We start from the raw sequence: 20,917 nt of genomic DNA, 5'->3' as shown, positions 1-20,917 counted from the left end.
TGCGGTACGCGAAGTGTGACGGAAAGGGCGGCGTAAGCCATGACCGTGTGGGACGACCTGGTCGGGCAGGAGAAGGTGAGCGCGGTGCTCGACGCCGCCGCGCGGGACGCCGACGCCCTGGTCACGGCCGCCGCGGCCGGCCAGCCGCCGCCCGAGGCGTCGAAGATGACGCACGCCTGGCTGTTCACCGGCCCGCCCGGCGCCGGCCGCAACCAGACGGCCCGCGCCTTCGCCGCCGCCCTCCAGTGCGTCAGCCCCGACCGCGCCCTCGGCGGCACCCCCGGCTGCGGCTTCTGCGACGGCTGCCACACCGCGCTGCTCGGCACCCACGCGGACGTCACCACGGTCGCCGCGGTGGGCGCCGAGATCCTGGTCAAGGACATGCGGGACACGGTCCGCAAGTCGTTCACCGCGCCGGCGAACGGCCGCTGGCAGATCATCCTGGTGGAGGACGCCGAGCGGCTCAACGAGAAGTCGGCGAACGCGGTCCTCAAGGCGGTGGAGGAGCCGGCCCCGCGCACGGTCTGGCTGCTGTGCGCCCCCTCCATCGAGGACGTGCTGCCCACCATCCGCTCCCGCTGCCGCCACCTGAACCTGGTGACGCCCTCCGTCGAGGCGGTCGCCGACCTGCTCGTCCGCCGCGACGGCGTCGAACCCGAGGTCGCCGCCTCCGCCGCCCGCGCCACCCAGGGCCATGTGGACCGGGCCCGGCGCCTGGCCACCGACCCGGCGGCCCGCGAGCGCCGGGCCGCCGTGTTGAAGCTGCCGCTGCGCCTGGACGAGGTCGGTGCCTGTCTGAAGGCCGCGCAGGAGCTGGTCGACGCGGCGGCCGAGGACGCCAAGCAGCTCGCCGAGGAGATGGACGGCAAGGAGTCCGAGGAGCTGAAGGCGGCGCTCGGCGCGGTCCAGGGCGGCCGGCTGCCACGCGGCACGGCGGGCGTAATGAAGGACCTGGAGGACATGCAGAAGCGCCGCAGGACCCGTACGCAGCGCGACAGCCTGGACATCGCCCTCGGCGACCTCACCGGCTTCTACCGCGACGTCCTCGCCCTCCAGCTCGGCTCCCGCGTGGCGCTCGCCAACACCGACGCCGAGGACGCCCTCGACCGGCTGGCCCGGGGCAGCTCTCCCGAGTCCACGCTCCGCCGCATCGAGGCGATCGGCGCCTGCCGGGACGCGCTGGACCGCAATGTGGCCCCGCTGCTGGCGGTGGAGGCGATGACGATGGCACTGCGGGCGGGCTGAGCGACTCTCGCACTCCCGTGGATCCACCGGCTCCGCTGTCCCTCGTACGAGCCACAATCCACACGCACAGCACCCGAACCATCGCGCAGCGTTACGCTCGCCAGATGCACCCAAGGCCCTCCTCCAGCCGCCGATCCCCCCACCGGACCCGGACCCGCACCGCCCGGACCCCGCGCCCCCGGACGCCCGCCCGCGTCCTCGCCCCGCTGGCCCTGGCCGCCGCGCTGCTCGCGAGCGCCTGCTCGGCCGGGAACCCCGCCACGTCGGCGAGCGGGACGGTGGACGCGGCGCTGGCCGCGCTGCCGCGTGCGACACCGTCGGCGCTGACGTCGTACTACGCGCAACAGCCGCGCTGGCGGGACTGCGGCGCCCCCGGCTTCCAGTGCGCGACGGTCAAGGCCCCGCTGGACTACGACCACCCCGGCGCGGGCGACGTGCGGCTCGCGGTCTCCCGCAAGAAGGCCACCGGCAAGGCCAAGCCGCTCGGCTCGCTGCTGGTCAACCCGGGCGGCCCGGGCGGTTCGGCGGTCGGCTACCTCCAGCAGTACGCCGGCATCGGCTACCCGGCGGACGTCCGCGCCCGCTACGACATGGTCGCGGTGGACCCGCGCGGCGTCGCCCGCAGCGAGCCCGTCGAATGCCTCGACGGACGGCGGATGGACGCGTTCACACAGACCGACACGACCCCCGACGACCAGCGGGAACGCGACGCGCTGGTCACCGCGGACAAGGACTTCGCGGAGAGCTGCGGCACGCACTCGGCGCGGCTGCTGCGGCACGTCTCGACGGTCGAGGCGGCCCGGGACATGGACATCGTCCGCGCGGCGCTGGGCGACAGGAAGCTGAACTACGTCGGGGCGTCGTACGGCACGTTCCTCGGGGCGACCTACGCGGGCCTGTTCCCGGAGCGCGTCGGCCGCGTGGTCCTGGACGGCGCGATGGACCCGACGCTGGACGCCCGCAGGCTCAACCTGGACCAGACGGCGGGCTTCGAGACGGCGTTCCAGGCCTTCGCGAAGGACTGCGTGCGGCGCTCGGACTGCCCGCTCGGCGGCAGGGCCACGACGCCCGCGCAGGTCGGCGCCCACCTGAAGGCGTTCTTCCGGAAGCTGGACGCGCACCCCGTCCCGGCGCACGACGCGGACGGCCGCGAGCTGGGCGAGTCGCTGGCCACGACCGGCGTGATCGCGGCGATGTACGACGAGGGCACCTGGCCGCAGCTGCGCGAGGCGCTGGCCTCGGCCATGGACAAGAACGACGGCGCGGGTCTGCTGGCGCTCGCCGACAGCTACTACGAACGCGACGCGAAAGGCCGTTACAGCAACCTGATGATGGCCAACGCGGCCGTGAACTGCCTGGACTCGCCGCCGGCCTTCTCCGGCCCCGACGAGGTGCGCGAGGCGCTGCCCAGCTTCGAGAAGGCGTCCCCGGTCTTCGGTACCGGCCTCGCCTGGGCCTCGCTGAGCTGCACGTACTGGCCGGTGCGGGCGACCGGTGAGCCGCACCGCATCGAGGCGAGGGGCGCGGCGCCGATCGTAGTGGTCGGCACCACCCGGGACCCGGCGACCCCCTACCGCTGGGCCCAGTCCCTGGCCGGCCAGCTCTCCTCGGGCCGCCTGCTGACCTACGCCGGCGACGGCCACACCGCCTACGGCCGCGGCAGCACCTGCGTCGACTCGGCGATCAACACCTACCTCCTCCACGGCACCCCACCGCCCGCCGGCAAGCGCTGCTCCTAGCCCCGCCGCCCCACCCCGGTCCCGACCGCTCCGGGGTGGGTACGAAGCACCCTTCGAACCTGTGTAGACTTACCGACGTTGCTGATCGCACCTTGCTGCGACCGGCGTGCCGCTTTAGCTCAGATGGCCAGAGCAACGCACTCGTAATGCGTAGGTCTCGGGTTCGAATCCCGAAAGCGGCTCAGAGAAAGGCCAGGTCAGATACCTTCTGACCTGGCCTTTTCTGTCGCTCGGGGCATGGCAGGGCATGCGGCGGGGATGCCGCAGGTTTGCGTGCGTGAGCGATGCGTGAGTGGAGGGGCCGTCAGCCCTTCTTGGCGGCCTTCTTGGCCTTACCCTTCTTCTTCCCCTTGGCCTTCGCCTTCGCGGCCCGCTTGGCCTTCTTGACGGCCTTACGGAACTGTTCTTCTTGCTCGGCCTTGCGCTGGAGAGGGACCAGCTTTGCGGTGGCCTCGGCGGCGCTCTTGCCGACGTGGGGGAGCACGCTCTGATAGATGTCGCGGGTGATCCGTGTGTCGCTGTGCCCGAGGGTGTCCGACACGATCTTGATGTCGATGTCGGCGGCGAGCATGAGCGTTGCCGCTCCGTGGCGCAGATCGTGCAGGCGGATCGGCGGGAGACCGGAGGCGGCGACCAAGCGTTCGAAGAGGTCGGTTACCTTGCCGGGATGGAGCCAGGAGCCGTCTTCCTGCGTGAAGACATGGCCGGTGTCGACCCAGGCCGATCCCCACTCCTCGCGGGCCTTGTTCTGCCGTTCGCGGTGGCGCTTCAGGACGTCGACTGTGTCGTCGTCGAGGGCGACCACGCGGGAGCCGCTGTCGGTCTTGGGGTCGGACGCTTCTACTTCCCAGCCGTCCTGGACGAGTTGGGAGGAGACGGTGAGGAAGTGGGTGTCGAGGTTCGTCTCCGACCACGGCTGCCCGCACGCCTCGCCACGGCGCAGGCCGCGGAAGGCGATCAGGTGCCACATCGCGTAAAGCCGTTCCTCGGCGACGAAGTCGAGGAATGCTCCGGTCTGTTGAGGCGTCCAGACCATCACGGGGGACGGCTTTTCGCCGGTCTGCTCCCACTTGGCGACCCGCTCGTCGGTCCACACGAGCGCCTTCGGCTTGCGCACAGGGTCTATTTCGACGTGAGCGGCCGGATTGAACGTGATGATCTGTTGCCCGATTGCGTCGTTCAGGGCCGCGCGGAGGGTGGCCTTGACGTGCTGGCGCGTGGCAGGGCCGGTGATGCGGCGGAAGGCCGGCATCTCGTCGATCGCGGCCTTCATCGCCTTGCGACGGGCTCGGTTTCCGGCGCCCTTCCACGGCACGGTTGCCAGCTCGTCGAGTGCGGCTCGGCGTTGCCAGGAGTCGGCACCAGGGCGCGAGCGCGGGGACGGGGATCCGGGACGTACGTGAGGCGACTGCCAGCCGTGCGGTCGTCCCGCGTCCGAGCTCGTAGTAGACGGTCCAGAACGCCCAGTCGAACGCGGGATCTCCCACCATGGGGAGCGGATCGATCAGCCGGGGGTGTCCCCGCCGGTCGAAAAAGACGTTCTCCCGGTACAGGTCGGCGTGCAGCACCGTCGCCCGGCGGGATCCCTCCTCCAGATCGGCGGCGGCAGCGCATCCTGCTTCGACGAGGGGACGCCAGCCACCAAGGTCGAGTTCACGCATCCGCCGCGCGATCTGCGGGCGGACTTCTTGGGCGACGTAATCGGTGAGGAGCGGAAGCTGCTCCGACCGGAGCCTGTGGCGCACCAAGCTGTGGAGCCCTTGCACGGCCGCCGCCACCATTTGCAGCTCCCGCCGCGGCCGATCCGCGCCGCCGGGTTGCCCGCCGATGAGTTCGAGCGCGGCCACGGCCAAGTCATCCGCGGCCTCCACGACCTCGACCGTGGGCCCGTGGGCCCAGAGCCGTAACGCCTCCACCTCGTGGCGAAATCGAGACGGATCAACCCATGCTTTGAGGAGCAGCGGACGCCCGTCGGGACGGGCCGAGGTCGCGATCACCGAGGCGTGGCCGGCGTCGTGGTACGCCCTGAGCGTCAGCTTCCACCTCCCTGCCGCACGTGCCAGCAGACCCGGGACGGCGTCGAGCCACGGCTTGACCGCAGGCCCGTAGTGCGCGAGCAGCCGCTGCCTGCACCCCGCGGGAACCTCCCCGAGCGTCCGCTTCGTCATCAGCTCAGCTCGATCCCGTCCGAGACGAGCTCGTCCGTCAGGGCTGGGAACTCGCCCAGTACCTCCGAGACGAGGGCCTGCACCTTGTCGACCTCGGCGTCCGGGGCGGAGAGGCGGACGAGGATGCGCCAGGGTTCGTCCAGGCGCTGGCCGGTGGTGCTGACCAGATGCACTTCCGCGTGCCCGTCGGTGGTCTCGTGCAGGCGGTGGGCCAGGCGCTGCGCGGCGATGTTGTAGAGCTTGCCGACGTGGTAGACGGGGTTCTTGCCGTTGGCGCCCTCCAGGTTCATCGGCCGCAGCGGCGTGATCAGTCCGTTGACACGGTTCCCGCGCCCGATGACGCCCTCGTCCCCCGACTCGATCGAGCTTCCGGTGTAGGTCAGGTACAGCTCGTCCTTCTCCGGAACGTCGCGGGCGTTGAGCCGGAAGCGTGCCTGGGCGCCCGGCAGCCGGAGGCCGGCCATCCTGTGGCACTCGGCGAGGACGGTCTCCTTGTTGCGGATGTACTCGGCCCGGCTGGCGACGTGCCGCGCCTTCTGCGGCACGCACAGGACGATGTCGGCCTCGTCGCCGCCCCAGAAGCCCATCAGCTTGACGTCGGACCCGCACCAGGCGTGGGAGAGGGTGGACTCGCTCTCGCCGGAGAAGTGGTTCACCAAGTCGCGGACGAACGACTCGAAGGCGTTCTCGGGAGCCCAGCCGGTCCCCAGCGACGTGTCGTTCGAGAGCCGCACACGGCGCTCGCGGAGGTCGTCGACGGAGCGGGGATTGAACCAGCGCGTGCGGTCGGGGGTCCCGTCGCCGGTGAGGACCGCCCCTGGGCTGGAGTTGCTGGTGATGTTGAAGACGAGATCTCCTCGACCGGGATCGTCTCGCCCCCGCACATGGGGGCCGCGCGACCGTTGACCAAGGCGCGGACCGGGGTGGTCATCTCGCCTGCCCCGTAGCGGACTTCGCTGGCGCCGCCGAGGAGAGCGAGCTTGTCGAAGTTGTGGTGCAGTACGGCGCCGAAGCGGGCGACGGTGTGGTGGCTGTAGGCACGGGACAGCCGCTCAGCGAGGTGATCGGCGAGGGTGTCCGGATGACCGAGCCCCTTCCGCTCGACGATGGTCGTCGCGTCCGGTCTGGCCATGGCAGTGTCGATGACGAGGTGGCTGTTACCGATGATCGTGCTCGTACGAGGCATCACGAACTCCCGTTCAGGGGTGGGAAGAAGGGGATGAGCGCAGGCGTCAGCACGCCTGGACGAGCAGTGCGGTCGAGATTCAGCGAGGGACTCCAGCAGCGCGGAGATGCGCCACGATCTCTGCGAGCGACTTGTACGCGGAAACGGCTTGTTCTTCAGCAGCGAGTCGGACGATGTCGTGGGTCGTGACGAGTTCGATGTCCTGGGTCCGACGGCGATCGAGCCAGAGAAGCAGGCGCCAGGCGAGTACCGGCCCGCAGAACGGCAAGCGGTCCGCGAGATTGACCGGGATGCGCGCCGGCGCTACGTCCTCGTACAGCAGGTCCCGTACGAGGTGGAAGACGACGTCGGTGTAGTCGAGAACGGCTGGGCCACAGGAGCTCGCCTCCCAGTCGACGACGTGCAGGCGCTCTCCGTCGACGAGGAGGTGCTCGGGCTTGAGATCGCCAAGTAGGTGAACGGTTGGGTGGGCGTCGATCGCTTGGAGGGCCTCCCGCAACGCAGCCCACCAGGGCATCCACCGGCAGCGGGCCGAGAACTGATCCAGTAGGAACTGGCTCGCGGAAACAGGACTGTCAGTCCGTGCCGTCCAGCCGGGGCCAGGAATAGCGCCGGCAGTGGGCCGGTGAAGCATGCCGCTCACCGCCACGACGTGACCGATGTAGTGCTCCGTCGCCTTGCGGGTGGTCACCGAGCACGGCGTCCCGTGCACCACCCGGAATACGGTCCAGGACCCGGCCTCGTCGCATCCCGTCGCTAGGACGGTCGGAACCGAGATGCCGCGCAGGGCAGCACGCTGGACCGTGGTGGCCTCCCGTCGGCGCCGGCCCTCGGGGTCGATGCCGACGTAGACCTTCAGTACGGCACTGCCGTCCATGACGAACCGCGTTCTGGAGTACGGCTTGAGGACTGCCACGCCGAACGGCCCGAGCCCTTGTCCGACCCATGGATCCACGGTCTTCGTGCTGCTCATCCTCCACACACCTCCGTCCCGTTCGAGAAGCAGAACCGATCACCAAGAACCGCTGGATTGGCGGGAGTTACCTCCATCGCCCTGCGGCTTTCTCGGTCTGCTGCGACAGTAGGCGCGGCGCCCCGCAGCACCCCGGAAAAACCTTCCGGGGTCGATTCCGGCCACGAGGTGATGCTCAGGACATGCGAGGGATGACAGAGAACCTGACCATCGGCGAACGCGTTGCCTTACATCGGCGCCGACGCGGACTTTCCCAAGAGGTCTTGGCCGGCCTCGTCGGCCGCACCACGGACTGGCTGAGCAAAGCGGAGAACAACCGGATCGAGCTCGACCGCCTCTCGGTGATCACTTCACTCGCCGAGGCCCTGGATGTCTCGCTCGGGGATCTCCTCGCCGAGCCGACGCTCCTGGAGTGGTCGAGTGACAGCGGCCGCCGTACGGTGCCCGCTCTGCGTGACGCGCTCATGGACTACAAGCAGCTCACGCCCCTGCTGGGGCTCCCACCCGACGACGAACCGCCACCCCTGGCGGGCTTGCGGGACGCAGTGAGGGAAGTCCTCGACGCGTACCAGGTGTCTCAGTACGGCTTCGCGACTCGACGGCTTCCCCTCGTCCTCGCCGACGCCCTCGCGGCCTCCCGCTCGTATTCAGGGCGTGACGGGGAGGAGGCCCATGCCGAACTCGCCTTGGCCTATCACGGTGCGGCCATGGTGCTGGGCAAGGTTGGGGAGTCGGAACTGGCGTGGATCGCCGCCGACCGCGGCTTGGCGGCAGCGCAACGGAGCGGCCAGAGCACGGTGACAGGCTCGCTCTTCCGCGCGGTCACGCACTGCCTGATGGCCACTGGCCGCTTCACCGCGGCGATCCAGCTGGTGAACGACGCGGCGGCCGTCATGCAGCCCGGCCTGGGCACCGCGAACGACGAGTACCTCTCGGTCTACGGCACGCTCTTCCTCGCCGGCGCCATGGCGGCCGCCCGAGCGGAGGACCGTGCGACCACCCAGACCTTCCTCCGCGAAGCGGATGAGGTCGCGCAACGACTGGGTGCCGACGCGAACCACCTCTGGACGGCCTTCGGCCCGACCAACGTGGCCATCCACTGCGTCGCCACCGCGGGAGAACTCGGCGACATCCAGATCGCCGCAGACCTCGGGCAGCGCATCGACACCAGCGGCCTGCCGGTGGAACGGCGCGTGAGGCACAGCCTGGAACTCGCCCGAGCCCTCAGCGCCTGGAACCGGACCGACGAGGCCCTGGCCACGCTGCTGGACGCCGAGCGAGCCGCACCCGAGCAGGTACGCCACCACTACCTGAGCCGCGAACTGGTCATCGGGTGGATCCGCGGCACCCGAGGCCGCCCGTCCCAGCCAGTGGCCGACCTGGCTCGTCGGCTCGGCGTGGTCGGCGGTTAGAGTCCGTTCCGTGACCGAGAACGAGCACGAAGCGAAGATGGCCCACCCGCGCATGGCCGCCGGCGCGCTCTTCTTCGACGACGCCGACAGGGTCCTGCTCGTCGAGCCGTCGTACAAGGATTACCGCGACATCCCTGGTGGCTACGTCGAGAACGGCGAGTCTCCGCTGCAAGCGTGCGTGCGCGAAGTCCATGAGGAGCTGGGCATCAAGCCCGCCATCGGGCGGCTGCTCGTCGTGGACTGGGCGCCGAACCCGGGAGAGGGCGACAAGGTCCTTTATCTCTTCGACGGAGGCCGTCTCACCGAGGATGAGTCCGGGCATATCGAGCTTCAAGCCGACGAGCTCCGTGGATACGCCTTCCACGACACCAGGGAGCTGTCGGGGCTTACCATCCCCCGCCTCGCACGCCGTATCACCGCAGGTGTCGAGGCCCGCGTCAACGGCGTACCTGCTTACTTGGAGCATGGAACGGCGCCGGAGGCGACTTCGTGACCGGTGAACACCGACCTGGCGCGGCGAAGAATGACCGCCACCCCTGCTCGGCGACGCCTATCTCCATCCCGAATTAGGCGAGGACCGGCCAGAGGAACTTCGACGTTCGCTACTGGTGCCTCGCCTCGACTGAGGATGCCGCTGTTGAGGTCCTGCACGAGGCAGGGGTAGCGACTCTTGCTGATCTGCTCTCTGCTCTTCAGCGGGTACGTACGCGCCTCGAACGTGTCTTCACCGGCGTTGCGTCGTTTGTCAGGGCAGCGGTGTCGCATGACACCTGCCCATACCGCACGCGCGGGCAGCGGATTCCACTATGATCGATCGTCTTGGGACACAGAACTAAGGTTCGAAGCTGCAGGTCGGAGGGTCTGCGGAAGCGGTGGCTGCGTCGGGGGAACAACAGCCGTCAGCTCTGCGAATCCGGTTGGGGGACCTGCCGAAAACCTTGCTTCTACCAGCGCGTCTGTGGTCTCCTGGTGCTCGTTCATGTCATGCGTCACGGAGGGTTGTGCTGTGAGTAAGGGGCACTACGGAGTACCTCTTGAGCGCAGTGATTGTCTGGAGTTGCCACTTCACCCTCACAGCTGCACTCCAGAGTCATTCCAGGACTGGCTGGAAAACATCGGCAAGGGCAGGCGCTTGGCCGTCGATCTCTTCTCCGGTGCTGGTGGGCTGAGCGCGGGCGTCGAGCGGGCTGGGTGGACCACCGCCGCAGCAGTGGACACCGACGAGCGCGCACTCGAGACCCATAGAGCGAACTTCCCCGGCCTGGGCCTGCAGATGGATCTTGGTGATCCCAAGGAGCGGGACAGGCTGGAGGCTACCCTCGCGCCTGCAGAGATTGATCTCGTCGCGGGTGGGCCTCCGTGTCAGCCCTTCAGCAGGGCCGGGCGCAACAAGATCCGCCACCTCGTGAAGAAGCACGGGCGTGATCCGGAGGACCGCCGGAAAGAGCTGTGGAGCGCCTATCTGGACATGGTCAAGCGGATCAGGCCGCGGGTGGTTCTCATGGAGAACGTTCCTGACATGGGGCTGCACGACGATTTCTTCGTGATCCGGACGATCGAGGAAGAACTCGAAGAACTCGGCTACGCGACGCAGGTGCGACTCGTCGACGCGTGGAACTACGGAGTCCCACAGCACCGGAAGCGCCTCATCCTCCTCGCCAGGAGGGACGTCGACGACTTCACCTGGCGTGAGCCCGCGCCGCGGCGCACCACGCTGCGTGACGCGATCGGAGACCTCCCGGAGCTGAAGGTCGTCGCCACCGAGCGAGTCGGTGAGCGGAAGATCGACTACCGCAAGCCGCGCAAGATCTCGGATTTCGCGGACGAGATGCGCAAGGGTGCGACCCGCGGCGTGATCTGGGATCACATGACTCGAAGGGTCCGCGCAGACGACTACCGGATCTTCCAGGTCATGGACTCCACCACCAAGTACTCCCAGCTACAGGAGAAGCTGGACGAGGAGGAGAGGGAGTACCAGCGGTACAGCCCGGACAAGTACACGGACAAGTACAAGAAGCTGGCCTGGGACGAACTCAGCCGTACGATCACGGCGCACATCGCCAAGGACGGCTACTGGTACATCCACCCGGAGCAGCTGCGGACCTTGACTGTGCGTGAGGCTGCACGCGTACAGACCTTCCCGGACCGGTTCCGGTTCGCCGGCACCCGGAGTGATGCCTTCCGGCAGATCGGTAATGCCGTGCCCCCGCTGCTGGGCGAGGCCGCCGCGGAGGTACTCAAGCCCGTTGACGGATCCGAAGCCACGTCTGGACTCCAGCCCCGCTGGCGGGAGGTCCGGAACGCGCTCACCGACTGGGCGGAACGGAGACGCGCCGGAAGCGACTGGTACCAGCTTCCGAGCGAAGAGCCCGTGCCACTCCATGCTGCTGTCGTGGCCATACTGTCCGGTGCCAAGGTCAGACCGGACGCCATGGCGGAGATCATGGACCTCGTCAGGAAGTCGAGGACGCTGACGTCGACGCTGTTCAAGAAGCTGGTCGACGCGGCGCCCACGAAGCCAGCTCGCGCGCGAGTGGACCGTCTCACGCCACTGGTCGACAAGCCGAACGCCTGGAGAGTGGATCAGCGACTCAAGATTCCGGCCAGGCTGTCCATGAAGCCAGCCGAAGAGGCTCTCTACAAGCTGCTGATCGGCGAAGACCTCATGCTGGTCGGCACGGGGAACCTTCGGGTGGCTGCGAGGGTCAACGGTGTCGACGAGGACCACGCGAACCGGCTCAGCGACGGGCGCGTCAACCTGGTGAAGCTCGTGGGCGCGGGGAACGACGCACCGCTCCGCATGGCGGCGGTCCGTCTCATCGGTGCGGACCTGTGCCGGGACACGCAACCTGTCTGCTCGGACTGTCCACTCGTCGCTCACTGTGCTCGCCGTGGGGAGCTGTCCGACGACCTGCTGACTCTGGCCGTCACAGGGGAATGAACCTCTCAGTAGTCGTCGGCCCGCTCGAGTTCCTCGGCGAGTCCTTCGACCCATGCCGGGGCTGGCAGGGCGTCGAAAGCCTCTCGATGCTCGACGATCGCCCGACCCAGGGCATGGAGATCGGTCACTGATCGGCCGTACAGGTACCAGCGCCCTCCACGCTGGTCGACACCACAGCCCGCGAGTTTCGCGAGTTCGATGATCAACGCGCCGCGCTCCGGGTCAGGGGCGACCCCCACCAACGGGTGGTCAGCGTGATGGCGGTGGTCGATCCCGCCAGAGCATGAATAGAAGGTGGCTGTCCGGGCTGCGCTGAGAGCGAGACTGAGGCCGGCGACTCCGACGTCGTTGCCCTGAAGGACGCACATGAGGTCGAAGTACCCCAGGTCGTCTGTCTCCCGGGTCTCGTCGAGGAACTCCTCGACTCCGTCAGGCGCGTCCGATGAGGCCGCCCTCTCGAGGACCTCAGCTTCCCTCTCGAGACACTCCTCTGCTTCTGCCCAGCTGGGCAGGCCGAGGCAGTGGTATTCGTGATGCTCGGTGAAACCGTTGGCCACCTCCTCGGCTGTCAAGTCACCGCTCAGACCGGCCAGTTGATAATTGTGGCCGATTGCTATCTCGAACTCGGGAATCATGTGCCAATGATGACGGACAGCGTGTCGTTGGGGGAGAGTCGCCGGGATTCTCGCCCATCCTCGAGAGTCGGAATTCGGGCACGGGTCCGCGTACTTTGATTCGCAGCGCTACGCGAGCGGACGCTGCCGCCCTGTTCGCGGGCCACGGTCGCCACTCGCTGAGCGGCGCCCGCGGTGTCACGGCGAATCTCGCATTCCCAGATCCGCACCACGGTCCAACTGGCTTCCGTGGCCTCCATGGTGTTGCGTTGGTCCCGCTTCCTGTTCGCTGCGATCTTCTCCTGCCAGAGAAGGGCGTTGGGGCCCTGGAACTCGGCGGAGCAGTGTTCCGGGCAGCCGTGCCAGAAACAGCCGTCGACGAAGACGGCGATTCGGTACCGAGGGAGCACGAAGTCGGCAGTGCAGCGCCGCGCGACCCGTCGCTGGAGGCGGAACCTCAGGCCCAGCCGGTGCACGGCCTTCCTGAGGGTCACTTCGGGCTTCGTGTCCCTCGCGCGTCGACCGCGAAGGTGTTCGCTCTTTGTGGTGGAGACCCACTGTCCCGCCGATGGTCCTCCACTCGCTCTGGTCACGATCTCAGCCCCAGCCTGTTGACGTTCTCCTGGGAGGAGAGCGCCGCACTCTCCTCGTGCTCCTTGAAGCCGCTGTAGTCAGCGATCGCACGAGGTCGCATCGTGCTGCGTCACATCCCGAGGAAGCGGTCAGGGACTGGGCCGGGAAGAGGATGCTCTGAACCGCGGTGTTCAGGATCCGGGGCCGGGTTGTCGTCATCGCCCGAACCTGGCTCCTACGGGGCGGGGTTGAACCCCAGACGTAGTGCTCCGTTGCGGGCGTGCAGCGCTTGGACGGCCTGGACCTCGGGGACCTCCTGTTCCAGTTCGAGCCTCCTACCGACGAACTGCGCCAGCTGCCGCTGCCACGGTTCGAGGGCACGTGTCTCCTTGGCCCAGCGTTCGATCGCGTACCACTCGTCGGCGGGGATCAGCGCTGCCTCCTCGGCGGCTCCGGACTCGGTTCCGGTACCACCGGAGAGTGCGGCCTCGTCCAACGGATTGTCGAGCAGTTCGGTGGACAGAGCGCGTGGCATCGTCCAGGGGACTGTGGACACCGCGTCCCAGCAGGCCACCTTCTTGGCCCATTCCCCGACGTGATTGCCTTCCAGTGGTGTGGTCACCGCCCTCATGACACGTGGGCAAAGGTCGTGGATGGCGGATTCCAGGACCGGCGTCACGGACTGGTCCCGCCAGATCCGGTCGAGGTCGATCCGACGATCCGTGGCCAGGGAGAGACGCGCCACGGTGTAGGTGGTGATCATGCTCTTGTGGCTGCCTGCGCCGTGGATGGCGGCAATGCGGTCAACGGTCTTGAACAGGATCGCCATGGCGATCACCCGCTGGCAGTACTGGAGGTCCACCCGAGGCGGAGCCTCCTCGACGCGCAGCATGAACTCGACGAAGTTCTTCTGGGCGCCTCGGCTGACCAGGTAGGGGAGCCGGTGCCAGGAGTGGACGAACTTGGCCAGGTCCGCCTTCGTGAATTTCTTCTTCGTCGGGTTGAGCTTCTTGAACTGCCGCTGCCTTGCGGGCGTCCGGGCTTTGGCCAGCTCGTCCGTGTACTGGCCGCGAGCGCGTTCGTAGAACCAGTGAGTCTCCTGGCCGCTGCCGTCCGCAGCGGGGGCCCACAGAGAGCGGGTGATCCGCTGGATCTCCACGTGGTAGTCGTGGTTGGAACTGAAGTCGACCTGGGTCACCCGGTTTTGCGTGTTGGAGTATTCCGAGATCTTCGGAACGATCTCGGCGAGCCGGTCGGGTGCCACCTCCGTCAGCTTCATCTGCACCCGCGCGTCGGACAGGTCTGCCTTGTCACGGGTGAGCGCGTAGTGGAGCGAGGCGGTCGTCTGACCCCCGTTCACGATCTGCAGGCCGTGGATCCCTGAGATGTGGGTGGGCTCGCCGTCCGGGCCCTTCACGAAGTCGACCTGCGATGCCGTTGCGGTGATCCCGTTGTTGTAGGCCAAGAAACGGCCCGGCGCGTGCAGCAGGGTCTCCCGAATTCCACGGTTGACCGAGCCGCGGGTCTGGAGGAAGGAACGGACGTTCAGTTCCAGGAGTCGCGTGCCGTACTCGGCGTACAGCTCCGCGAGCATCTGCCCGGGTATCACCGCCAAGGCGACGGAGTGGTCCTCCTCTGAGGAAGGCGCGGCGACGCAGGGGAGTGGCGGGGAGAAGGGCACCACGATGGGCTCGCCGAGCGAACCCGACGTCGCGTGACGGTGCAGGCGGGCCAGATCCCACACCTCGTGGGTCACCGGCAGACCGTCGAGGTCTGACGCCGGTACCTCGGTGAAGGTGCCGACGCGGTTGCTGAGCAGGAAGAGTCTGATCCTTTGCACTTCGGTGAGGGCCTTCTCGACTGCCGCGCACATGTCGTACACGTCGAAGGACTCGTCGATGTGCTGCTGCAGCCCGTCACGGCAGCGGGCCGCGAAGGTCAGGAGTCGTCTGAAGAACGTCTCGGTCTGTGCCTTGCTGAGTTTGGTCTCCAGCGGCGCCAGATGGAAGTCCGTGACGAACAGGTCCAGAGACTCGCCCGACTCCCCGATCCCGTATCCGTGGACCTCGTGCCCGTGCGCCTTGTGGTAGGCGGTGAAGGTGTTGGAGACGATGCCGGCCTGTTCGAGGTCTTCGAAGACCCGTCTGGTGAACGCCTCCGGGGTGGTCGTCCCCTCGGCATCAGCCGTCGCCTGGACGTCGGCGACCAAGCTGCGGGAGAACTCGTCCAGGTCCAGCTCAGCCATGGGGTCCCCCGATCATCTCCCGCACCTCGTCGATCTGTGCGCGGAAGGCGTCCAGACCCGAGGTGCTCACCTGGTACGAGCAGTCGCCGACCCCTTCGGGGAGGTCGGACTCGGTCAGCCTGGGGAAGCCGTCTCGTACGTGCCAGAAGCGCAGGTCCCGCACGGTGTACCGAGGCTCGTCGTAGCAGTCCCGGTGTGCCGGCAGGTAGCCAGCCTGAATGAGCAGGCCGTCGAATCGGGCTCGGGCGGCGGGGTTCGTGAGCTGCTGCCGAATGCGGTCGACTCGCCTGTTCAGGCTCTCGCCAGAGCCTCCGCGCCGCTCGTCCAGCTGTGCGAAGGCCAAGAGGAGGGCAGGGGTACCGGTGCTGTCCAGCTGTCTCTCGCTCGCGATCCGGATGTTCCGGGGTCGCTTGGCGGTGCTGACCTTGGTCTCGATGGCCGCGTCCGGCAGCTGGAAGTCCTGGTTGGTCCCCGTGGGGCCGGTCCAGGCGTCGACTGCCTCGGACTGGGAGAGCTCTGCGATCAGGGTGTCTCCCAACAGCAGGAGTTCGCCGTACATCCCACGCCGAGCCTCGGGGCTGAGTCCGTCCGTGCTGACGGCACGCAGCAGGTCCTGCCACCTACCGAACCGCGCCACGGCGGCAGCCAGGGCGTCGGCAGCTCCCGAAGCCGCCTGCGCAGTGGCGGCCACGTCCGCGACAAGCGGGTTGAACACCTCCCGGAGCGCGTTCTCGGTCAGGATCACCTGCAGCTCGTACTCCAGGCGGGACACCGCGCTCAGGTTCATCTCTATCCCGGCGGCCCTCGGCAGACGGCCGACCGACCGTACGACGGGGTCAGCGGAGCGGGCGTCCGTACGGAAGACCAGCATGCGCTGCCGTTCGGGGTGGGAGACGGAGAGGAAGATGTCGAGCGGGGAATCCGGGTACATGCGGATACTGGAGCGCCCTGGGGTGTCCTGTGGGCTCTCCAGTTCCTGCCACTCGTCCTCGGTGATGTCGGTGACCGTCACGCCTCGTCATCCTCCTCGTCCTTGGTGTAGATGTCCTCCTGCAGCCAGATGGCGTTGGCCTCGTACTCGGTCTTGGCCTGGTACTCGGAGTGCGGGAAACTCACCTGGAATCCCACGACGGGAGTCGTCTGACCGGCTTCGGATGCGTCCGGCACAGTGAGGGGGTAGACGAGCAGCAGTCCTTGGTCGGTCCTCCGCTGTCGCCGGATATGCGGGCCGGCCGGAGTCTTGGAGGCCGACGCCTTGTCCTGCAACTTCGCGGCCTTCTCAGCGGCTGCGCGGGCCGCCTCCTTCTGGTCGTCGTCGAGGTCGATCATCTCGTCCGGCGGGCTGAGCACCCTGCGGATCGTGTACCGACCCTCGTCTCCGAACTTGGGGTTGAGTGCCTTACGGGTCACGAGGCCGACCTTGTGCCCGGCGATCTCCCTAGGAATGTCCGACGTCGTGCTCCCGACCAGACAGACAGTCCAGCTGCCGAGCTCACCCACCCTCGTGCACTGATCCACGTACTTCGCGATGAGCCTTGGGCGGACACGCTGTGCCATGCGGTCGGTCTCGTAGGTGGTCAGGAACTCGGAGACGATCTCCGCAGGCACGTCGTTCCACCGGACCTTGCCGTTCGGCGCTTGGGCAGGGACCGGCTTGGTGATCGCGTCCATGCGACGGACGAGCGATTCCAGGGCCTGGTAGTTGCGCTCGACGGTGCCCCTCGCGAGATTGAAGATCACGGTCTCCGGCCCTTCGCCGGAGTAGCTGAGCATGATCTTCGTGCTCTGCCGCATCTTGTTGGCTGCTGTCACCGTGAGGCCCAGCGAGGAGGCCCGCACCTTGAGCCCAAACTGTTTCGGAGTGAGGCCGAGAGTCGCCATTTCCTCGACCTCCCTGCGCAGTTCGTCGGTGGCGGCTGTGACCTCCACATAGGCGTCCTCGAGGGCCGGCATGGTGTAGAGGCGGCACAGGTCCTCGTACCCGGGGCGGTAGCCGAACCACCGGCCCATCTGCAGGAGCGTGTCGTACGTCTTCGACGGCCGCAGGTAGTAACTGACCGTCAGGCCCTCAAGGGTGAGGCCGCGGGATAGCTTCTGCCCTCCGATGGCGATCACCGAGAGGCCGTTCCTGCGGTTGTCGTAATAGTCGAGGGCGTCCTTGGAGGAGCCGTTCACGGTCTTGACCTGGATCTTCCGGAGGGCCGGCAGTAGCTGGTCGGAGACCTGATCCCAAGTCAGGCGCTCGGCCTGTTCGGGCTCGAAGCAGTCAGTGGTCGGGGTGAAGTCCCTCTCCCACAGGGAACGGAACTCGGCACGGATCTCGGGGCCCTTTCCGTAGCGGTCCCGCATCATGTCCACGACGAGGTGTAGGTGGTCCTGGACCTGCTCGTGCACCAGGGTCTGCACAGCGGTGAAACGGGTGACGTGCACCAGCATCGAGTTGTGGACCTTCGCCTGTCCCCGGGCTCGGCGGGCGGCGCAGGAGAGTACGAAGGAGAGGATCGCCTCACGCAGCGACTTCGGCAGGTCTCCGGTGGGGACGTCGCCCGACTTGTGGCCGGAGGGGAGCCAGGCGTCACTGTCGTCCACGTGCCGGACGAGCGGCAGAGCCTGTACGTCGTCCTCATCCTCATCTTCCACTTGGAGGCCGAAGACCCTTTCGGGACCGAGGTAGTTCGACGGGGACGGCAGGCTGCGGATGAAGCTGGCGGGGAACAGGTCCTCACCCGCCTCGGAGTGGTCCGCCTCCGGGTCGATGTAGATGTTGGCGAACGGCGTGGCCGTGTAGCCCACGTACGCGGACTTGTCGAAGCTTTTCATGAGCTTGCGGATGGCCGCGTTGGTCTTGGTCGGATCCGCTTCCGGGTCACGCACCGTGTTGATGGAGGCGTTGTCGGCCTCGTCGTCGATGACGAACAGCGGGAGGTCGCTGATTACCTTGTCGCCGTTCTCGTCCTCGACACCGTGTACGTCCAGTACCCACTTACGTACGTACTCGAGAATCTTGTAGTGCTTCTTGACGACGAGGACGACGGGGAAGTCACCCAGGGGGAAGTTGATCGCCTTCGCTGTCGCGAGACCGAAGTCCCCCTTCTCGCCGCTGTTGGTCGGTGAGGCGATCTTGAGCTTCTTCACCAGCGGCATCTTGCCCACACCTATCGCGCGGGAACGCCCGTTCTCGTCCGAGCGGCTCTGGTTCTGGGTGTCGAAGCCCAGGAGCCCCTCGTCGATCCGGAGTTGGGTCTGGCTGCGGAGGTCGTTGTGGATGCCTGCGAGCACCACGATGAAGCGGTAGCCGGCGTCCACCGCCTTCGCCGTGAGCCCGATGTACTGGCCGGTTTTTCCCGACTGCACCTGGCCGATCACCAGGCCCCGGCGGCGCCACGGTCCCGGACGGCGGGGGTCCTCCAGCTGGCTCAGTACGTCGTCCGAGCTCTGGTCCAGCCGCCGCACGACCCACGGCGGGAGGTTGACCACGTCCTCGAGGTACCTGCGGTAGCGCTCCCAGAAGTCCCAGTCGCGGTCGTTCTTCGCCTCGGGCAGCCACGGTTCGTGGCCCTCGCCCTCGGTGAGGGCGAGGGACCGCTCCTGGAAGACGGCGGTCAGGGCCTCGATCTCCTTGACCAGCACGTCCCGGTCGACGGCCTCACCCTGCGCGGCCATCATGCCGAAGATGACGTTGACCGCGTTGTACACCTCGTCGGACTTCGGCTGCCGGTCCTGAGGCAGGAAACTGAGCACTAGGCGGCGGGCCTTGGCCATGGGGTCATCGGGAACGTCGCTCACGTGGAACCTCCGGTCGGACGAAGTCGATGTCTGGGAGCGTAGGGGCGGCCACTGACAATGCGTCATCTGCTCCAGAAACCCTGCAGCTGGTCGAAGGGCGGCATGGTCCTCAGCCGATCTTTGGCGGCGGACGGAGAACGGCCACCCGAGACCAGTGACTCGTAGATGCGCTGTGCGACCTCGACGGCCGCGTCGTCAGCCGGGCCCGGGCCGCCGAACGGTTCTGGATCGTCGCTGCTGTCGGTCTCGTGCATCACGCGCAGCGCCGCGACGGGGATCGTCTCCTCAAGGAGACGGATCAACGCGCGTACGTCGGCGCTTGTGTTGCCGCCCGGACGCAGGGCGGACTGGACCAACGGGTGGCTGCGGTTGATCTTGCAGGTGACTCTGCCTTCGGGGCGACGTACGAGCCACGCGTACGACAGTGGGTCGCCGTGAGTGCGGGCGGCGACCTGTCCCCGGTACCGGAGCACGTCCGCCGCGGTCGACCGGGCCTTGCGCGCGATGCGGTTGAGATGCGGCCGGAGGGCGACGGGCGGGACGACGCTCGACTTCCTCACGTCGACGCTCCACTCGGCGTCCGTCTCGGTCGGGATGTCCACGGCGATGCGCGCCAGGTTGTACTTCTCCTCACGTCGCATTCCCCGTTGCCCCAGCCAGTCACCGGCGAGGATCAGTCGGTTCCGGCGGTACACGTAGAAGCCCTGCTGGTCGAGCCAGCCTTCAGGGCCGGCTGCCTGGGCGTACTCCTCTGAGCTGAGCCGGTGGGAGCCGGGCAGGATGAACGCCTCGACTCGAACCGAGCTGGCACCCAGTGGCAGCTCCTCCGGCTGGAGGGGCTGTACCGAGGGATGGTTGTGAAGGAAGGGATCCCAGGCTTCCACCGTGGTTCCGCGTACCCGCAGGTTACGGCGCCGGGTACCGGTGAGGAACCGGGCGAAGACCATGCCGAGGTGTGACTCGGTACGCGTCGCCTCTGCGTAGAACTGCTTCTGGGTGCCCTCGTCACCAGCACTCACTTCAGCAGCGTGGTATCCGTTGAGCCGCCGCCAGAGAACGATGGTGCCGTGGTCGGAATCCCCCCGGAGTCTGTCCAGTACGACCATGGTTTCGGTGTTCGCGTCGTGGAGCAACCGCCACTGGCCGGACTGTTCGACGACGTCAAGGTCCCAGGTCCGGGTGTGCCACTGTCCCCTGGCCTTGGCCGAGCTCACGGTGAGCTGCCTGGCCTGGGAGAACGAGGCGGACTTGAGGCCGACGCCGAACCGGCCGAGGTCGGTGGCCGAGCGTGGAGTCGCGGGGCCGCGGGCGGCCACCGTCATGGCCGTGACGAGTTCCTCGGCGGTCATGCCCCAGCCGTCGTCGACAACCGCGATCCAGGAGTCGGCGCCGGCCCAGGTGAACTCCACATCGATGGTCCGGGCCTCGACGGAGATGCTGTTGTCCACGAGGTCGGCGACGGCAGCTGGCAGCGAGTAACCCAGCGAGCTGAGCGAAGCCACCATGCCCGCCGGCTCGGGGGCGGCGATGTCGTACTTCATATGTGCCCGGCTCTGCTTCCCCGTGACGTTGTTCTCCGGAGGTGACCGTCCCGGAGACTCGTTGCAACCGGGCGGATGCGACCCCAAACCAAGAGGGACCGCTGCGTGCGTTCGTTCACTCAGGGCGACACACTCCACCACCAATCGATGCTACGTGAGCAGCACCGCATGCTGGCCGGAGTTCGCCGGACCCGTGGTTTCGGGAGGTGGGATGGGGCCGAGACCTCTGTCTGTCTCGTCGCCCTTTACCGGAACAGGGGACGCCAGTGGCCAGGGGCCAGCCCCAGCGCATCAAGATGGACCTGACGACTTCCCACAGGGAAAGATCTTTTGGCGACAAATCCGTCTCGATCCAGTCTGGTTGGTGCCTCGATCTGACGTTCACCGGTTGTGGCTCTGCGTGAACGTGGCCGAGGCTAGGCAACGAAATCAGGCGGGGTCTTCTGCGACGACGGCTGGGGTGCCTACGCGCCGGCCCCTCCGGCATGATTGGC

The 20,917-nt window shown here is 67.6% G+C and carries 13 protein-coding genes, 1 tRNA gene and 3 pseudogenes; 6 read left to right on the top strand and 11 right to left on the bottom strand.

Features of this window, described 5'->3' with window-relative positions; translation table 11 throughout:
- Nucleotides 1–39: 39 nt before the first annotated feature.
- The 3 genes from NX794_RS07315 to NX794_RS07305 all read left to right on the top strand — a co-directional run bounded on the left by NX794_RS07315 (nt 40) and on the right by NX794_RS07305 (nt 3,166).
- Nucleotides 40–1,245: a DNA polymerase III subunit delta' gene (locus NX794_RS07315; RefSeq protein ID WP_258777402.1), complete on the top strand. Its 1,206-nt coding sequence runs from the start codon at nt 40–42 to the stop codon at nt 1,243–1,245.
- 104 nt (nt 1,246–1,349) lie between these two features.
- Nucleotides 1,350–2,984, top strand: a complete 1,635-nt coding sequence (locus NX794_RS07310) for an alpha/beta hydrolase (RefSeq protein ID WP_258777401.1) — start codon at nt 1,350–1,352, stop codon at nt 2,982–2,984.
- A 108-nt stretch (nt 2,985–3,092) separates the two neighbouring features.
- A tRNA-Thr gene (locus NX794_RS07305) sits at nt 3,093–3,166 on the top strand.
- Nucleotides 3,167–3,288: 122 nt separating this feature from the next.
- Here the strand turns inward: NX794_RS07305 and NX794_RS07300 are convergent.
- The 5 genes and pseudogenes from NX794_RS07300 to NX794_RS07280 form a co-directional block, all read right to left on the bottom strand.
- Nucleotides 3,289–4,332: pseudogene (locus NX794_RS07300) on the bottom strand (tyrosine-type recombinase/integrase); the annotation flags it as partial.
- A 124-nt stretch (nt 4,333–4,456) separates the two neighbouring features.
- A pseudogene (locus NX794_RS07295) lies at nt 4,457–5,152 on the bottom strand (aminoglycoside phosphotransferase family protein); the annotation flags it as partial.
- Nucleotides 5,152–6,036 (bottom strand): methionine adenosyltransferase, encoded by an 885-nt coding sequence (locus NX794_RS07290; protein WP_258777400.1) that lies wholly within the window; start codon nt 6,034–6,036, stop codon nt 5,152–5,154. The pseudogene NX794_RS07295 and the gene NX794_RS07290, both read right to left, overlap by 1 nt.
- Nucleotides 6,037–6,050: 14 nt before the next feature.
- Nucleotides 6,051–6,284 (bottom strand): annotated as a pseudogene (locus NX794_RS07285) (methionine adenosyltransferase); the annotation flags it as partial.
- Between the two features lie 133 nt (nt 6,285–6,417).
- Entirely contained in the window at nt 6,418–7,311 is an 894-nt protein-coding gene (locus NX794_RS07280; protein ID WP_258777398.1) for an aminoglycoside phosphotransferase family protein, read from the bottom strand.
- A gap of 191 nt (nt 7,312–7,502) precedes the next feature.
- Between NX794_RS07280 and NX794_RS07275 the strand changes: the two genes are divergently transcribed.
- The 3 genes from NX794_RS07275 (at nt 7,503) to NX794_RS07265 (ending at nt 11,664) form a co-directional block, all read left to right on the top strand.
- Nucleotides 7,503–8,723 (top strand): helix-turn-helix domain-containing protein, encoded by a 1,221-nt coding sequence (locus NX794_RS07275; RefSeq protein ID WP_258777397.1) that lies wholly within the window; start codon nt 7,503–7,505, stop codon nt 8,721–8,723.
- 10 nt (nt 8,724–8,733) lie between these two features.
- The gene (locus NX794_RS07270; protein ID WP_258777396.1) at nt 8,734–9,216 is read left to right on the top strand and encodes an NUDIX domain-containing protein; all 483 of its coding nucleotides are present in this window, start codon (nt 8,734–8,736) and stop codon (nt 9,214–9,216) included.
- Nucleotides 9,217–9,855: 639 nt separating this feature from the next.
- A complete protein-coding gene (locus NX794_RS07265) occupies nt 9,856–11,664 on the top strand; it encodes a DNA cytosine methyltransferase (RefSeq protein ID WP_309505968.1) in 1,809 nt (602 codons plus the stop codon).
- Between the two features lie 5 nt (nt 11,665–11,669).
- Here the strand turns inward: NX794_RS07265 and NX794_RS07260 are convergent, their stop codons facing one another.
- The 6 genes from NX794_RS07260 to NX794_RS07235 all read right to left on the bottom strand — a co-directional run bounded on the left by NX794_RS07260 (nt 11,670) and on the right by NX794_RS07235 (nt 20,423).
- Complete coding sequence (locus tag NX794_RS07260) at nt 11,670–12,299, bottom strand: hypothetical protein (RefSeq protein ID WP_258777394.1); 630 nt, start codon at nt 12,297–12,299, stop codon at nt 11,670–11,672.
- Entirely contained in the window at nt 12,296–12,871 is a 576-nt protein-coding gene (locus tag NX794_RS07255) for a very short patch repair endonuclease (protein ID WP_258777393.1), read from the bottom strand. The genes NX794_RS07260 and NX794_RS07255 overlap by 4 nt, the downstream gene beginning before the upstream one ends.
- A gap of 215 nt (nt 12,872–13,086) precedes the next feature.
- Nucleotides 13,087–15,096 (bottom strand): AIPR family protein, encoded by a 2,010-nt coding sequence (locus tag NX794_RS07250; protein ID WP_258777392.1) that lies wholly within the window; start codon nt 15,094–15,096, stop codon nt 13,087–13,089.
- The gene (locus NX794_RS07245) at nt 15,089–16,108 is read right to left on the bottom strand and encodes a PD-(D/E)XK motif protein (protein WP_258777391.1); all 1,020 of its coding nucleotides are present in this window, start codon (nt 16,106–16,108) and stop codon (nt 15,089–15,091) included. Before NX794_RS07245 ends, NX794_RS07250 begins: the two co-directional genes overlap by 8 nt.
- Nucleotides 16,105–18,882 (bottom strand): Z1 domain-containing protein, encoded by a 2,778-nt coding sequence (locus NX794_RS07240; RefSeq protein WP_258777390.1) that lies wholly within the window; start codon nt 18,880–18,882, stop codon nt 16,105–16,107. The genes NX794_RS07245 and NX794_RS07240 overlap by 4 nt, the downstream gene beginning before the upstream one ends.
- A gap of 62 nt (nt 18,883–18,944) precedes the next feature.
- Nucleotides 18,945–20,423, bottom strand: a complete 1,479-nt coding sequence (locus NX794_RS07235; protein ID WP_258777389.1) for an ATP-binding protein — start codon at nt 20,421–20,423, stop codon at nt 18,945–18,947.
- Nucleotides 20,424–20,917: the final 494 nt, after the last annotated feature.

This window comes from Streptomyces pyxinicus, from assembly GCF_024753135.1.
GTDB lineage: Bacteria > Actinomycetota > Actinomycetes > Streptomycetales > Streptomycetaceae > Streptomyces > Streptomyces pyxinicus.
The sequence above is the reverse complement of the archived record's forward strand: the minus strand, read 5'-3'. Positions and strand labels throughout refer to the sequence as shown.

What these genes read in the sequence shown, in the direction of transcription:
- NX794_RS07280 (WP_258777398.1), bottom strand. Translation starts at nt 7,311, where the DNA reads ATGAGCAGCACGAAGACCGTGGATCCATGGGTCGGACAAGGGCTCGGG.
- NX794_RS07275 (WP_258777397.1), top strand. Translation starts at nt 7,503, where the DNA reads ATGACAGAGAACCTGACCATCGGCGAACGCGTTGCCTTACATCGGCGC.
- NX794_RS07250 (WP_258777392.1), bottom strand. Translation starts at nt 15,096, where the DNA reads ATGGCTGAGCTGGACCTGGACGAGTTCTCCCGCAGCTTGGTCGCCGAC.
- NX794_RS07310 (WP_258777401.1), top strand. Translation starts at nt 1,350, where the DNA reads ATGCACCCAAGGCCCTCCTCCAGCCGCCGATCCCCCCACCGGACCCGG.
- NX794_RS07260 (WP_258777394.1), bottom strand. Translation starts at nt 12,299, where the DNA reads ATGATTCCCGAGTTCGAGATAGCAATCGGCCACAATTATCAACTGGCC.
- NX794_RS07315 (WP_258777402.1), top strand. Translation starts at nt 40, where the DNA reads ATGACCGTGTGGGACGACCTGGTCGGGCAGGAGAAGGTGAGCGCGGTG.
- NX794_RS07235 (WP_258777389.1), bottom strand. Translation starts at nt 20,423, where the DNA reads ATGAAGTACGACATCGCCGCCCCCGAGCCGGCGGGCATGGTGGCTTCG.